This is a genomic window from Novacetimonas pomaceti, assembly GCF_003207955.1.
GTDB classification, from domain to species: domain Bacteria; phylum Pseudomonadota; class Alphaproteobacteria; order Acetobacterales; family Acetobacteraceae; genus Novacetimonas; species Novacetimonas pomaceti.
In genome coordinates, this window is record NZ_NOXG01000001.1 from 277,677 (window position 1) to 291,355 (window position 13,679).

Annotated in this window: 15 protein-coding genes and 1 tRNA gene; 9 read left to right on the plus strand and 7 right to left on the minus strand. The window is 63.8% G+C overall.

Annotated features, from left to right (window positions below):
- Positions 1-124 precede the first annotated feature (124 nt).
- From CFR71_RS01305 to def, 4 genes are all read right to left on the minus strand, one after another.
- A complete protein-coding gene (locus CFR71_RS01305) occupies positions 125-868 on the minus strand; it encodes a response regulator (RefSeq protein WP_110526033.1) in 744 nt (247 codons plus the stop codon).
- Positions 865-1,407, minus strand: a complete 543-nt coding sequence (locus tag CFR71_RS01310; RefSeq protein ID WP_408891516.1) for a MarR family winged helix-turn-helix transcriptional regulator — start codon at positions 1,405-1,407, stop codon at positions 865-867. The genes CFR71_RS01305 and CFR71_RS01310 overlap by 4 nt, the downstream gene beginning before the upstream one ends.
- Positions 1,408-1,608: 201 nt before the next feature.
- The gene (locus CFR71_RS01315) at positions 1,609-2,226 is read right to left on the minus strand and encodes a COQ9 family protein (protein WP_110526035.1); all 618 of its coding nucleotides are present in this window, start codon (positions 2,224-2,226) and stop codon (positions 1,609-1,611) included.
- Positions 2,223-2,759 (minus strand): peptide deformylase, encoded by a 537-nt coding sequence (gene def / locus CFR71_RS01320; RefSeq protein ID WP_110526038.1) that lies wholly within the window; start codon positions 2,757-2,759, stop codon positions 2,223-2,225. The genes CFR71_RS01315 and def overlap by 4 nt, the downstream gene beginning before the upstream one ends.
- A gap of 253 nt (positions 2,760-3,012) precedes the next feature.
- Between def and rpsU the strand changes: the two genes are divergently transcribed.
- Both rpsU and CFR71_RS01330 read left to right on the plus strand, forming a co-directional pair.
- On the plus strand, positions 3,013-3,216 hold the full coding sequence (rpsU, locus tag CFR71_RS01325; RefSeq protein WP_010506446.1) for a 30S ribosomal protein S21: 204 nt from the start codon (positions 3,013-3,015) through the stop codon (positions 3,214-3,216).
- A gap of 88 nt (positions 3,217-3,304) precedes the next feature.
- Positions 3,305-4,693 (plus strand): sensor histidine kinase, encoded by a 1,389-nt coding sequence (locus tag CFR71_RS01330; protein ID WP_110526040.1) that lies wholly within the window; start codon positions 3,305-3,307, stop codon positions 4,691-4,693.
- Between the two features lie 5 nt (positions 4,694-4,698).
- Here the strand turns inward: CFR71_RS01330 and CFR71_RS01335 are convergent, their stop codons facing one another.
- Complete coding sequence (locus CFR71_RS01335) at positions 4,699-5,274, minus strand: outer membrane protein assembly factor BamE (RefSeq protein WP_110526043.1); 576 nt, start codon at positions 5,272-5,274, stop codon at positions 4,699-4,701.
- Between the two features lie 207 nt (positions 5,275-5,481).
- On the opposite strand from CFR71_RS01335, the gene CFR71_RS01340 reads away from it, so the two are divergent.
- The 7 genes from CFR71_RS01340 to CFR71_RS01370 all read left to right on the plus strand — a co-directional run bounded on the left by CFR71_RS01340 (position 5,482) and on the right by CFR71_RS01370 (position 10,257).
- Positions 5,482-6,018 carry a YceD family protein gene (locus CFR71_RS01340; protein ID WP_110526045.1) on the plus strand — a complete coding sequence of 179 codons (537 nt, stop codon included), beginning with the start codon at positions 5,482-5,484 and terminating at the stop codon, positions 6,016-6,018.
- 171 nt (positions 6,019-6,189) lie between these two features.
- Positions 6,190-6,393, plus strand: coding sequence for a 50S ribosomal protein L32 (rpmF, locus tag CFR71_RS01345; RefSeq protein WP_003620805.1), 204 nt, complete (start codon positions 6,190-6,192; stop codon positions 6,391-6,393).
- A gap of 168 nt (positions 6,394-6,561) precedes the next feature.
- A complete protein-coding gene (plsX, locus tag CFR71_RS01350) occupies positions 6,562-7,659 on the plus strand; it encodes a phosphate acyltransferase PlsX (RefSeq protein ID WP_110526600.1) in 1,098 nt (365 codons plus the stop codon).
- An 87-nt stretch (positions 7,660-7,746) separates the two neighbouring features.
- Entirely contained in the window at positions 7,747-8,715 is a 969-nt protein-coding gene (locus CFR71_RS01355) for a beta-ketoacyl-ACP synthase III (RefSeq protein ID WP_110526048.1), read from the plus strand.
- Positions 8,716-8,820: 105 nt separating this feature from the next.
- On the plus strand, positions 8,821-9,138 hold the full coding sequence (locus CFR71_RS01360) for an integration host factor subunit alpha (RefSeq protein WP_110526051.1): 318 nt from the start codon (positions 8,821-8,823) through the stop codon (positions 9,136-9,138).
- Positions 9,139-9,164: 26 nt separating this feature from the next.
- Positions 9,165-10,031, plus strand: a complete 867-nt coding sequence (locus CFR71_RS01365) for a MerR family transcriptional regulator (protein WP_165832013.1) — start codon at positions 9,165-9,167, stop codon at positions 10,029-10,031.
- Positions 10,032-10,183: 152 nt separating this feature from the next.
- Positions 10,184-10,257 (plus strand) — tRNA-Pro (locus CFR71_RS01370).
- 79 nt (positions 10,258-10,336) lie between these two features.
- Here CFR71_RS01370 and CFR71_RS01375 read toward each other — a convergent pair.
- Together CFR71_RS01375 and CFR71_RS01380 are read right to left on the minus strand one after the other, a co-directional pair.
- Positions 10,337-11,482: an AI-2E family transporter gene (locus tag CFR71_RS01375; protein ID WP_408889531.1), complete on the minus strand. Its 1,146-nt coding sequence runs from the start codon at positions 11,480-11,482 to the stop codon at positions 10,337-10,339.
- Positions 11,483-11,539: 57 nt separating this feature from the next.
- Positions 11,540-13,609, minus strand: coding sequence for a S9 family peptidase (locus CFR71_RS01380; protein WP_110526604.1), 2,070 nt, complete (start codon positions 13,607-13,609; stop codon positions 11,540-11,542).
- Positions 13,610-13,679: the final 70 nt, after the last annotated feature.

Consider the following 13,679-nt stretch of genomic DNA (forward strand, 5'->3'; position numbering starts at 1 on the left):
TCCCGAGGGCGGCGCTAGCAAAATATTGAAATCATGAAAAGTTTTTGGTGAAGCTTTTTGCAAAAAGCTTCATGAAGGTGCCGCCCTTTCGGGAGAGGGCGACACCCGGAACTTCTACAGTCCCTTACAGGCCGGGCTTGAGGACATATCCCTTGCCCCGCACCGTCTGGAGGAAGCGCGGCTCCCTCGGGTCGGGCTCGATACGGCGGCGCAGGCGCGTGACCTGCACGTCGACGGCGCGTTCACCGATTTCGTCCATTTCCAGTGTCTGGGCGATTTCAAGGCGTGAAAGCACTTCGTTGGGGTGGCGCGCCAGAACCGCCAGCAGCGCGGATTCCCCGCCCGTCAGGTGAACCGTGCCGTCCTTGCCGCTCAGCAGGCTGCGGGCCGGGTCGAATTCCAGTTCGCCCAGCCGGACGATCCGCAGGTTATTGGTCGGCGGCGGCGGCGCGAAACGGCGCAGGTGCGCCTTGAGCCGCAGCAGGAGTTCGCGGGGTTCGAACGGCTTGCCAAGATAATCGTCCGCGCCGGCTTCCAGCCCGATGATCCTGTCTTCGGGCTCTCCGCGTGCGGTCAGCAGCAGGATGGGGAAATCCAGACCTTCGTTGCGCAGGTCCCGTGTCAGTTCCAGCCCATTTTCGCCCGGCATCGTGATGTCCAGCACCAGCGCGTCGGGCTGCATGAAGCCAAGGACCTGGCGCGCCTCCTGCGCGGATGCGGCGATGCTGACGCGGAAACCCTGTTCCGTCAGGTAGCGCTGCAGCAGCCGGCGCAGGCGCGGGTCGTCATCAACCACCACGATATGGGCGTCGAGCGCGGCGGGTTCACGCAGGCTGGGGGAGGCGGCGGGACGGGGGGACCTGTTCATTCACGACTCCGTTGTGTCTGACCGGGCGCGACGGTATCGCGGTGGTGTGCCACGCGATTCGATTCGTCAATCAGCCCCTGCATGACCCGGCGGAATCCCTCGACGGCCGGACCGCCCGCATCGCGATAGACGCGCAACAGGACTTCACGCTGTTTTTCGAACAGGCGACGCTCCATCTCGCATCCCGCCTCGGTCAGGCGCAGCAGGCGCATGCGGCGGTCGCGCGCGCTGGTGTGTTGATGGATCAGTCCGCGCCGCAGCAGGTCGTGCAGGGCACGCGCCATGCTTTGCTTGGTAATGGCCAGAATGTCCAGAAGCGCGCCGACGGAAATGTCGGGTTCGTTTTTTACAAACTGTAAGATCCGCTGATGGGCATGCCCGATCTGCATTTCCTCCAGCAGGGGATCCAGCAGGCTTCCGAAACTCCGGCAGGCCAGCGTCATCAGGATCTGTGCCTGCCGCATGTCCTCGTCGCGCAGGAACAGGAGTTCCACGCCCGCACGGGCGCGTGCGCGGGGAGGGATGGGGGGAGGGGGCAATCGCTGCTCGGTCAGGAAAAAGGGAAAGGGGGACGTATCAGAGACTGTTTGAAAATAACCCGCTGATAAAAAATAACAAAAGCTTTTGGGTGTCGCCTTTTTTCAAAAAGGTGACGTTTGCGAAGCTCCCTGTAAAAAGCTTCACCAGAAACTTTTCATGATTTCAGTATGTTGCGGGGGCTGCCTTTTCAAGAAGCCTTCTTAGAAGGGACGGCCCATCAGGCGGTTTTTCAGGCGGGTGATGCGCGCGATATCCGCCAGCCTGCGGTCCAGGAATTCCTCCACCGCGGCCATGTTGCCGCCACGCGCCAGCCAGAACAGCAGGGTGGAGACATAGATCCCCGTAAGCGAGATACGCTTGGTCGCATGGGTAAAGCCCTGCGAATCGTCGCCCGCCGCCGTCCAGATGGCATTGACCGTGCGTGCGATGGTACGTGCCAGGATATGGGCGTGGCCCGGCATCATCAGCACTGCCAGGGCATGTCGCACGGCGGGGCGATGGGGGGCCGCGTGTTCAAGGCGGAACATGATCGCCGCGCGGACCCGGCGGCTCAGTTTACGGGAATGGAAACCGTGTGCCGCGGCCAGCATGTCGCGATCGGCCAGGTCGAAGCTGGCTTCGGCCACGTCGGCGATGCCGCCGGGAAACAGCAGGTCGGCATTGTTGCCCGCCACCTGTCGCACGGTGGCCATGGACCATTCCCGGTGTCCCACCCCGGACATCATCTGGCGGATGGCGGCGTCGCGGGCGGGGGAATGATCGACGGGCGGGGGAGAAAGGCATGACGCGGCTGACGCCGTGATGAAGGATCCGATCATGCCTGCTGTGCTCCGTAACGTGCCATTTCAGTGTCAAACCCCATCAGTCGGAGATCGTTCATTCGCATCGGGTACAATATGCCGTCGAGGTGATCATATTCATGTTGCATCACATTCGCCAGAAAACCCGACGCGGTGCCCGCGACAGGCTGTCCCTGCGCGTCAAGGCCACTATAGCCGATGCGGGCATGGCGCGGCACCCATCCCCGCATTCCCGGAATCGACAGGCACCCCTCCAGCCGCAGGACGGTTTCCTCATCCAGTGGGGTGATCCGCGGATTTATCAGCACTGACGGCCCGCAGGGCTGGTCATCCCCGGCGCCGGTGCTGCGTGCCTGCGGCACGCGATAGACGAATATCCGGCATGAACGGTGGACCTGTGGCGCGGCGAGGCCGACGCCGCCCGCGTCCTCCATCGTTTCGATCATGTCCGCCACCAGCTGCTGGATGTCGGGGTGGGTGGGGTCCGGGACCTCGTCAGCGCGACGTAGCAGCACGGGATGGCCCATGCGTGCGATCTTGAGCAGGGTCATGACGGCGTGGATCCTCTGGCCTCGGGTGGTAAAAACGCGTCGCCTGCGTTTCATGCATGGGACGGTCGTGAAATAACCTGTCCCGGCGCCGTATAAAACCACCGGAAATATTTGTGTTGGCCGATCGGGCTGTGATATAGGTGCGGCCCGTTTGGGAATCGCACGCAGGGAATGGCCTCGGGCGGTCATCCCCCATTACAGATACCCATCGCCGCCGGCGCAAGTGACGGCTAAAGCAGGAGTTGACGACCCAGTGCAGGTTCTCGTTCGTGATAATAACGTCGATCAGGCTCTCAAGGCCCTCAAGAAGAAGATGCAGCGCGAAGGCATCTTCCGGGAAATGAAGCTGCGTCGGCACTATGAAAAGCCGTCTGAGCGCAAGGCGCGCGAAGCCGCTGAAGCCGTGCGCCGTGCGCGCAAGATGGAGCGCAAGCGTCTGGAACGCGAAGGGTTCTGATCTGTTTTCAGATACCGGGCACCGCCCGTGGGAAAGGCCGGCTTCCGCATGGGGTCGGCTTTTTTTATGTCGGGCGGCTGGATAGGGCATGACACAGCGTAATGATCCCCCGTCGCCGGTCGCGGGCCGATCCGCCATTGGCGCCCGCGCCGACCGTCTGGTGCGGCGCGTCCTGCCGCGTTCGCTGCTGGGACGCATGCTGCTGATCGGGTTCATTCCCCTGCTGGTGACGCAGGGAATCTCGCTGGAACTGTTTTACGGAAATTATCTGAAAATCGTCTCGCGCCGTCTGTCGGCGGGCGTGGTGAACAATATCGCCATGACCATCGACATGATGGAGCGCTATCCCGCGCCGGCGGACCGGGCATGGATCCTCGACGATGTCCACCAGCGCGCGCAGCTGCTGATGACCTGGCGGGAAGGGGAAAGCCTTGCGCGGGTCGGGACGAACCATGTGCTGGGGCCGGTGGATGACGACCTTGTCCGCGACCTGCGCGGCGCCATCGGACGTCCGACCTTCGTGGACTGGAAACGCGACCGCCATATCGTGTCGGTCTTCATCCAGATGCCCGATGGCGTCCTGCGCGTCGATACCCCGCGCAAGCGGCTGGATGTGGCGCCGGTGTGGCTGTTTGTCGCGTGGGCGACCGGCAGCGCCCTGCTGCTGTTCTGCATCGCGGCGTTTTTCATGCGCAACCAGGTGCGCGCCATACGGCGGCTGGCCCGCGCGGCGGAACTGTTCGGACTGGGGCGCGACATCGACCCGATCCAGCCTGAGGGAGCGCAGGAAATCCGCAAGGCGGCGGTGGCGTTCAACCGCATGCGCGATCGCATCTTTCGCTTTGTGGAGCAGCGGACATCAGTGCTGGCAGGGGTGTCCCACGATCTGCGCACCCCGCTTACGCGCCTGCGCCTGACGCTGGCGATGCTGCCGAGGGAGGGGGAAATCCGGGGGGAAGTCCTCAGGCCGGATATCGAGGACATGATCGCCGACGTGGGCGAGATGGAGCATATGATCGAAGGCTACCTCTCCTTCGCCCGGGGTGAAGGGGCGGAGGTTCCGTCGCAGGTGGATGTCCGCGACCTTCTTGATGAGGTCGCGGCGGGGGTGCGCCGTATCGGCATGCACGAAGTCACGGTCAGCGTGCCGCGCCGGATGGAGATCGTGGTGCGGGTGGCGGCGTTCCGGCGGGTGCTGTCCAATATTGTCGAAAATGCGCGACGGCATGCCACGCGCATCTGGCTGAGCGCCCGGCAGAAGCGCAACAGCACCGTCATCTATATCGACGATGACGGCTGTGGCATTGACGAATCCCGGCGTGAAAGCGTCTTCCGGCCGTTCGAAAGCGGGCGCGACGGGGGCACCGGCCTGGGGCTTGCCATCGCGCGTGACATCATTCACGCCCATGGCGGCGAAATCAGGCTGGAAAGCAGCCCGTCCGGCGGGCTGCGCGTCAGGATCATCGTCCCGAACTGATGGGGTCAGGGCAGGCTGTTGCCCGCGCCGCCATGGCCCGGACCGCCATTCATGCTGTTCATCGGGCCGGTGCTGCCGCCATAGGCGCTGTTGGACATCATCTGGCTCATGGGGTTGTAGCGTCCGACATTGCCCAGGATCTGCTGCATGACGTTGATCTTGGTGCCCGGTGTCGGCGTGCGGCCAGCTGCCATGCTGACGTAACGGGCATCATCCTTGTTCAGCGTCCGCAGGTTGCGCAGGATGCCCCCGTCGTCAAAGGTCAGGACCACCACCTGCTGCTTTTCGATGTTCGGGAAGCTGATGGGGACCAGCTTCTGCTTCATGGAGATATAGATCCACGTATTGTCGTCAAACGTCGCGCGGCTGGTGGGGGAGCCGAGGAGGTCCATCACATCGGATCGCGAACTGGTTCCCGTCTTGAGCTGCTTGTAGTCATCCGGCTGCACCAGGGAGCCACGCTGGATCACGCTGGGCTTGAACACGGCGCATCCCGACAGCGACAGGCCAACCCCGATGACAGCGCATGAAAACAGGCGTATGGAACGGGGGCGGGAAAAGATGTGCTGCGGTGACCTCATGATCGGGTAAAGCGTCCTGATAAGATGCGGCAGATAGACAATCCGTCATTCCGGGTGCCTTATTGGCGAAATGAAGTCAATTGCAGATCGGACGCAAGGCGGAAAAACACCTCCGGCGGCGTCCTGGTGGCGGTAAGCATCGCGTTGGATCCCCTCCCGGCCGGGTCGGCGTGGCGGCCTGTCGGAACAGCAGGAGAAGATACGAACATGGAGCCAGAATTTTCCCGCCGCGTCCCGGTGGGGCGCATCGCGCTCAAGGGAATGGAAACCTCCATCGAGGCCACGCCCGACGAATGCGCCGCCCTCGCGCGGCGTTTCAGGATTCCCGCGATCCGCGACCTTGCCTGCCGCTATCGCCTTGTCCCCGGCCCGCAGGGGGAGGTCATGGCCGAAGGGTGGCTGACGGCGCACGTGACGCAGGAATGCGTCATCAGCCTTGAGCCGTTCGAGGACGCTATCGCCGAATCCTTTACCGTGCGCTGCATCCCGGCGGAACGTTTCCGCGAGGATGACGAGGTCGATCCGTTCAGCATCGACGAGGTGGCCTATGAACGCGAGAGCATCGATATCGGCGAACTGGCGGCGGAGGAGCTTTCGCTGGGTCTCGACCCCTATCCGCACAAGCCCGGAAGCGTGATCCCGGCCGAACTTCTGGACGTGGAGGATGACGACGGGGAAGAGGATGGTGAGCCCCGCCGCCAGCCTTTCGCGGCCCTTGCGGACCTGAAGAAAAAGCATAACTGAGGGGCCGGAACCGCGCGCGGGGGCGGGCGGCGGACCGGCGGATCGCAAGATCGTCTCTTGCGGAATGTCATATGGTCTGCTAGAGCGCCCCCCTCAATTGTTGATAACTGACCGGGTGATGCCTGACTGGCCTTGCCGGGTTGTGATCCCAGATCGGAGGGGCCCAGGCCCATGGCTGTACCTAAGAGAAAAACTTCGCCGTCCCGTCGTGGCATGCGTCGCAGCCATGCTGCGCTGCCGGTGCAGGCGCACGCGGAATGCTCCAACTGTGGCGAACTGAAGCGCCCCCATCATGTGTGCAGCCATTGCGGGCATTATGACGGTCGTGAAGTCGCATCCGCAGGCAAGGCGCTGAAAACTGCGGTCCGCGCCTGATATCTTCCGGCGCGGCAATCTGTCGGGACGGGGGGTGCCATTGATGTGGCGCGGGAGTGGTCGTCAGATACATCCCGACCCGTCCGGATCGCGCAGGGAGACATGCAGCAGGGGAAAGCTTCCCCGTTGGCACTTGCGCGTTTTATCTTCACCCGGCACAAGACGAGCATGACCGAGACAGGTTCCTCTTTTTCCGCGACACAGTCCTACACTCTGGCCATTGATGGAATGGGTGGGGATGGCGGTCCGGAAGTCGTGGTGGCCGGACTGGCGATTGCCGCTGACCGACATCCATCCGCCAGAATTCTTCTGATTGGCGACGAAAACCGGTTGCGCGCCCTTCTGGCGCAGTATCCGCAGGCGGTGGCGATATGCACCGTCCGCCCCGCCGGTTCCGCCATCTCCATGGAAATGAAACCCACGGCCGCATTGCGGGTGCGCGATTCCTCGCTGCGCCTGTCGATGGACGCCGTCTCCAATGGGGAGGCGATGGGCGTGGTGTCCGCTGGAAACAGCGGCGCGATGCTTGCCCTTGCCAAGATCGTGATAAAGACGCTGCCGGGGATTTCCCGTCCCGCCATGGCCGCCATCAGCCCTACGACAAAGGGCAACGTGGTCATGCTCGACCTTGGCGCGAACGTGGCATGCGACTGGCGCAACCTGGTGGAATTCGCCGTGATGGGCGAAGCCTTCGCCAAGGCCGTGCTGGGCCTGCCCGCGCCGACCATCGGGCTTCTCAATGTCGGCTCGGAGGAGCTCAAGGGCGACGAGCGGCTGCGTCAGGCGGCCGAAGTGCTGCGTGGCAGCCCGCTTGCGCGTCAGTTCCACGGATTTGTCGAAGGCCATGACATTACCGCCGGCACCACCGACGTGGTGGTCACCGACGGCTTTACCGGCAATGTCGCGCTCAAGACCGGGGAAGGGGCGCTGAAGATGGCCTTTACCCTGCTGCGCCAGGTCTTCAGTTCCGGCCTGCTTGGCCGGATCGGCTACCTGCTGGTGCGGCCGGGGCTGGAGCGCATGAAGGAATGGCTGGATCCGCGCCGTTATAACGGCGCGGTATTCGTCGGACTGAACGGCGTGGTGGTGAAGTCGCATGGCGGCACCGACGCCGAAGGATTCGCCTCTGCCGTGGATGTGGCGATCGACATGGTCACCCATGATTTCAATGCCGGTATCCGTGACCAGCTTGCCCGCATGGGAAGCCTGACGGCCAGCAGGTTCAGTAACGAAAAGGAGTCGACGCAGGCGGTTTCGGCTTCCTGAGTCGCTTGGGGTGGGCAAGGAAAGCCTCTCGTGCCTGTGGGGTGCGATACGTGCCGCCCTGCTCCCAACAGGTTTGGACAGACACGCATGAAGGCGAGACACTCGCTGCTGAAGGGTTTCGGTGGTTATCTGCCGGACAGGATCGTGACCAACGATGAACTGGCCACCCGGCTGGAAACCTCGGACGAGTGGATTCGCGCCCGCACCGGAATCGCGCAGCGCCATGTCGCCGGGCCGGAAGATACCGCCGTCAGCATGGCGGCGCGGGCAGGGCGGCAGGCGCTGGATTATGCCAAGGCCAGCCCTGACGATGTGGACGCCATCATCGTGGCGACAAGCACGCCGGATCAGGCGTTTCCTTCCACCGCCGTGCGGGTGCAGGCGGAACTTGGCATTACGGGCGGGTTCGGTTTTGACGTCGCGGCGGCCTGTTCGGGATTCATTTACGCGCTGTCCACCGCCGATGCGCTGATCCGCAGCGGGCAGGCGCGTTCGGCGCTGGTGATCGGCAGCGAGGTGTATTCGCGCATCCTTGATCCCGATGACCGTTCGACCTTTGTCCTGTTCGGCGACGGCGCGGGTGCTGTCTTCATGCAGGCGACGGATGACGCGGATGGACAGGGGATCCTGTCGACCCACCTCCATTCCGACGGTCGTTACGGCGACCTGCTGTATGTCGACGGCGCGATCGGCCAGTCCGACAAAAGCGCCCACCTGAAAATGCAGGGACGCGACGTTTTCCGCCATGCGGTGGCCAAGCTGTCCTCGTCGGTGGATGAGGTGCTGGCGGCGAACGGCCTGCAGTACGAGGACGTGTCGTGGCTGGTGCCGCACCAGGCGAACCTGCGGATCATTGACGGCGTGGCGCGCAAGCTGCGCCTGCCACCCGAACGGGTGGTGATCACGGTGGACCGGCATGCCAATACCTCCGCCGCGTCGATCCCGCTGGCCCTGAACGAGGCCGTGCGTGATGGGCGGATTCGCACCGGGGACCTCGTGCTGATGGAAGCGCTGGGTGGCGGCCTGACATGGGGGGCGGCGCTGGCGCGGATGTAGGCGACCGGCGTGCGACCGTGTCCGGCGGAATGCGGACGCAAGAAAAAAACGAACCTGTCAACACATTGAATTGACGGTGGCTGATGGCATGCATAACGTTACCGCATGAGCACAGTGACCCGCGCCACTCTGGCAGAACAAATCTATAGTCAGGTTGGACTTTCCCGTCATGAGTCCGCCGATATCCTTGAACACGTCCTGGAAAAAGTGGCCCATGCACTCGAAACCGGGGACACCGTAAAGATCAGCGGATTCGGTACCTTTTCCGTCCGCAGGAAGGGGCGCCGCACGGGCCGCAACCCGAAAACCGGGGTTGAGGTGCCGATTCTGCCGCGTTCCGTCCTGGTCTTTCGGCCCAGTCAGCTGTTGCGGGCGCATGTGAACGGTACCACCGGCCACACGAACGCAGAGGACGACGAATGAATGTCCAAGACCCCGCCCCGGATGGCATGAGGAACCTTTCCGCAGCACCTGCGGGAAGCAGCGATGACGCCCTGCCGATTTACGAGGTCGCGCGTCAGCTCGGGATCGCGCAGCATGTCCTGCGCACGTGGGAAAACCGCTTTCCCCAGCTTCAGCCCATTCGTGGGCCGAGTGGCCGCCGCCTGTACCGGCCGGATGACGTGGCGCTGCTGCGCCGGATTTCCGACATGCTGTATGTCCGGCATCTCTCCCTTGGGGAGGTACAGCGCATCCTGACGGGACCGGACGTGGCCGGGGACGATGCCCTTCATGTGGCTGCCTCCCCCGTTGCGTCCACGCCGGTGCCCGAGGGCAGGGCGGTTGTCGAAATTACCGACGTGCGGATCGAGGAAGTCACCATCGTGGAGGAGGTGGCGTCGGACGAAGCTGCACCCACATCAGGTGATGCGTCGGCTGAAGAAGGGCCGGTCGTCCCCGCAGGCCCCGAAGCGATGGCGGATGCCCCGCTGATGGAAGACGGGAAAGACGGGTACGACGCTGCGGCATCGCGCGAATCGCCGGAATCGGACGTTCCCCCTGTCGGTGCGGCACAGCCGCACGATTGCGGCCCGGAAATGCCCATGGACGCGGCCGGGTCGGCGGATGCCCCGGTCCCGCAGCCCGAGACGGCGGCGCGAGCATCCACGCAGGAAGATATTTCCGCGCAGGATGCGTCCGCGACTGTGCCAGTCGCGCAGGCGGAAGCGGAAGAGGCGGAAGAGGACGAGGCCCCGCTGGAACAGCTTGTGATGCTGGAGCTTGAGCGGCTGCGTGCCGAAAATACGGCACTGCGCGAAAACCTGCGCGGGATACTGGTTGAACTGCAGGCATTGCGTGAAATGGTGCCGGTCTAGCGATCGGGGAGATACCGGGAAGGAAAAAGGGGCAGGGACCAGGCGTTCCTGCCCCTTTTGTGTTTTTATGGGTTTAATTTTTGCTGTCAGGTGAAGAAGATGGCTTGCAGCCCCCCGGTGGGCCTGCTACACGATGCGTCATCGCAGACAGGCGGGCAGTAGCGCAGCCTGGTAGCGCATCAGTCTGGGGGACTGGGGGTCGTGGGTTCGAATCCCGCCTGCCCGATATCCCTGTCTGCGATAAGATATCCCTGAAATCGCTGATTTTATTCTGTGCCCCTTCTGGGGCATTTCGCGTCCGCCGTTCAGTCGCGGACGCGCGTCCAGTTGCGCCATATCATGTGCAGCACGGACATGATGGCCGGCCCCATGAACAGCCCCAGCAGGTTCCAGCTTTCCGCGCCGCCAAGGATGCCGGTCAGGACCCACAGGAACGGCAGCTGCGTCGATCCGCCGATCAGGGCAGGGCGCACAAGATGGTCCGCCAGGAAAATGACAGCCAGCCCGATCAGCATGATGGCGATGGCGAGCATGGCGCTGCCCTTGACCAGCAGGAGGATCGACACGATTCCGATGGCGATCACGGCGCAGAACGGGATCATGGCGGCCACGGCGGTTACCACCCCGAACAGGAAGGGATGCGGCGCGCCCGCGATCAGGTAGGCAACGCCCATCAGCAGCCCTTCGCCCATCCCCACAAGGACCAGCCCCGCCACCGTGCCGTGGATGGAGGCAATGATCTGCAGCGCGATCCTTTCCCCACGTTTGCCAAAGGCGCGACGCGACACTACCAGGCATTGCCGGATGACCGAATCCCCGTCCTTGAGCAGGAAGAACAGGGTCAGGATGGAAAATATGAACAGGATGCCCCGGTGCATCACCTGCGAGCCAAGCTGCTGCGTCATCTTCACGCTCTGCCCGATCCGCAGGGAGCCCAGCAGGGCGGAAAAGTCATCCGGGTCCTGCAGGTGGCCTTCCCACCATGAGCGCATGCTCTGCGCCCCGATGGGCAGGTGATCGACCCACGGCGGAACCGGCAGGCCCGAATGCCGCGCATTGTTCAGAAGGTGCAGGACGCTTTCGGCGTCGCGCGCGGCCTCTATCCCGAACAGGGTCACCGGCACCAGGAAAATCAGCGCGATTCCCAGCGTAAAGGCCGCCGGCAGCAGAAGCTGGTGCGTGGCGGCATGCCAGCGGATGCGCGCACGGACATAAAGCGGCCATGACGCGATGGCAAAGATTCCCCCCCAGATCAGCGACGGCAGGAAACCACGAACCGTATAAAGCGCCATCGCGACGAAAAACAGCGCCAGCAGCCCCCGTGCGATCCGCTGCGCCCGCTGTGTTTCGCGAAAGGAACGGAAAGTACGAAGTGACTGCCCGTTACCTTCCAGTCCGTGGTCGGGCAGGCGGGATTCGGCATCGGCGATCTTGTGATCCGGCATGGTCATCCTTGTGATGTCCCCCGTCGTGATGTTCCCTGGCCGGGGGGGGGCGATGGGGCGGGCTCAGGCAGTTTCGATGGCCCAGATGGCAAAGGCATGGATCAGGGCCGCGTCCTTGAGGGAGTCGAAACGTCCCGTCGCGCCCCGGTGTCCCGCCTCCATGTTGGTGCGTAACATGACCGGGCGCGATGAAAGCGTATTTTCACGCAGGCGCGCCACCCATTTCGCGGGCTCCCAATAGGTTACGCGCGGGTCCGTCAGCCCCCCCATCGCCAGAATGGCGGGATAGTCACGCGGCCGCACCTGTTCATAGGCGGCATAGCTTTCGATCAGGTCATAGGCCGCCGGATCCTCCAGCGGGTTGCCCCATTCGGGCCATTCCGGCGGCGTCAGCGGCAGGGAGGCATCGGACATGGTGTTGAGTTCATCGACGAACGGCACGACCGCCACGATTCCCGCGAACAGGTCGGGCCGCATGTTGGCGATGGCCCCCATGACCATCCCCCCGGCGGAGCGGCCATCGGCGACGATTTTTCCCTTTGCCCCGAATCCCTGCCCGATCAGGTGTTCGGCGCAGGCGATGAAATCGGTAAAGCTGTTGACCTTGTTCCTGCCGCGTCCGCCAAGGAACCAGCCCCACCCTTTTTCCGAGCCGCCACGCACATGGGCGACGGCGTGAAACCATCCCCGGTCGACAAGGCTGAGGGTGCGGGTGGAAAAATCAGGCTCGATCGCATGCCCGTATGACCCGTACCCGTACAGGAGCAGCGGCGCGGACCCGTCGCGGGGCGTATCGTGGCGGCCCAGGACGGTGACCGGCACCTCCTGCCCGTCAGGTGCGCGGGCCATCAGGCGCCAGCAGCGGTAATCGGCGGGATTGTGGCCGGAGGGGACATCCTGCTGTTTCAGCAGGCGGCGCGCGCGCGTTTGCATGTCATAGGCGAACCACTGCCGCGGCGTCGTGGGCGACTGGTAGATGTAGCGCAGTTCCGTGGTGTCATATTCGTATCCCCCCGAAAGGGAGAGGTCATAGGCCGCTTCCCCCGACCCCAGCACATGGCGTTCCCCCTGCCGCGTCTGCATGACGATACGGCAGTTGGCCTCATGGCGTTCCCGCCATACCAGCCAGTCAGCGAAGGTGCAGCATGCGGTGATGTAGCGTCCGGGTTCATGGGGCACCAGTTCGCGCCAGTTCGCCCGCGCGGGGGCATCCTGCGGCGCCAGTTTCAGCGTGAAGTCGATGGCCCCGTCGGCATTGGTCAGGACGACGAAATCCGTCCCCCAGTGATGCAGGTCGTACATCACGCCCTCATGGCGCGGTTCGACGCATGCGGGCGGCGCGTCAGGGGTCGCGGCCGGGATCAGCCATGATTCAGAGGTATCATGGTTGCCCGATGTGATGATGATCCACTGTCCCGAGCGCGTGGCCGCCACGCCGACGAAAAAGCCGGCGTCCTTTTCCTCATACACCAGCGTATCGGCATCCGATCCGATTTCGCGGCGATAGACGCGCGCGGGGCGGCCATGGTCATCGCGCCAGATCCAGAACAGGTGGCGGCTGTCGGGGGCGAAGACGAAGGCGCCGCTGCAGTTTTCGATCGGCGCACCCACGGCCGCGCCGGTCGTGATGTCATTGATCCGCACGCGATAGATTTCGGAACCCTGCGTGTCCTCGGCATAGGCGAAAAGCCGGTGGTCGGGGCTGTGGGTCGCGGCGGCAACCGCGAAATATTCATGCCGGGTGGCGCGCGCGTTCACATCCAGCAGCACCTGTTCGCGTTCCGGGGCATCGGCGGCGTGGCGGGCATAGACGGGATACTGCGCCCCCCGGTCATAGCGGGAGTAATAGTACCACGGCCCGTGGGGCACGGCGGGGTAGGATTCCACCTCCTGCATGCGTCCCTTCATTTCCGCGACCAGCTTTTCCTGAAGGTCCGTGGTGCCGGACAGCACCGCCGCCGTATAGGCGTTTTCCGCCCTCAGATGCGCTGCGATGTCTTCACGCAGGAGCGAGGGATCACGCAGCACGGCCTGCCAGTTATCGTCCTTCATCCATGCGTATTCGTCCTCCCGCACGCGGCCAAGCTGCTCTATGCGGCGGGGGATCTTGCGCGCGACGGGGGGCGTGGTCATGGGCATCGGTCTTTCGGGTCGGTGACGGGGGCAGGATCCGGCACGGCACGGGCCATGGCGGCATGTCCGG

Excerpts from the sequence above, each read along its gene's own strand:
- CFR71_RS01305 (WP_110526033.1), bottom strand. The coding sequence starts at position 868 with ATGAACAGGTCCCCCCGTCCCGCCGCCTCCCCCAGCCTGCGTGAACCC.
- CFR71_RS01315 (WP_110526035.1), bottom strand. The coding sequence starts at position 2,226 with ATGATCGGATCCTTCATCACGGCGTCAGCCGCGTCATGCCTTTCTCCC.
- def (WP_110526038.1), bottom strand. The coding sequence starts at position 2,759 with ATGACCCTGCTCAAGATCGCACGCATGGGCCATCCCGTGCTGCTACGT.
- CFR71_RS01330 (WP_110526040.1), top strand. The coding sequence starts at position 3,305 with ATGACACAGCGTAATGATCCCCCGTCGCCGGTCGCGGGCCGATCCGCC.
- CFR71_RS01335 (WP_110526043.1), bottom strand. The coding sequence starts at position 5,274 with ATGAGGTCACCGCAGCACATCTTTTCCCGCCCCCGTTCCATACGCCTG.
- CFR71_RS01340 (WP_110526045.1), top strand. The coding sequence starts at position 5,482 with ATGGAGCCAGAATTTTCCCGCCGCGTCCCGGTGGGGCGCATCGCGCTC.
- rpmF (WP_003620805.1), top strand. The coding sequence starts at position 6,190 with ATGGCTGTACCTAAGAGAAAAACTTCGCCGTCCCGTCGTGGCATGCGT.
- plsX (WP_110526600.1), top strand. The coding sequence starts at position 6,562 with ATGACCGAGACAGGTTCCTCTTTTTCCGCGACACAGTCCTACACTCTG.
- CFR71_RS01355 (WP_110526048.1), top strand. The coding sequence starts at position 7,747 with ATGAAGGCGAGACACTCGCTGCTGAAGGGTTTCGGTGGTTATCTGCCG.
- CFR71_RS01360 (WP_110526051.1), top strand. The coding sequence starts at position 8,821 with ATGAGCACAGTGACCCGCGCCACTCTGGCAGAACAAATCTATAGTCAG.
- CFR71_RS01365 (WP_165832013.1), top strand. The coding sequence starts at position 9,165 with ATGAGGAACCTTTCCGCAGCACCTGCGGGAAGCAGCGATGACGCCCTG.
- CFR71_RS01375 (WP_408889531.1), bottom strand. The coding sequence starts at position 11,482 with ATGACCATGCCGGATCACAAGATCGCCGATGCCGAATCCCGCCTGCCC.
- CFR71_RS01380 (WP_110526604.1), bottom strand. The coding sequence starts at position 13,609 with ATGACCACGCCCCCCGTCGCGCGCAAGATCCCCCGCCGCATAGAGCAG.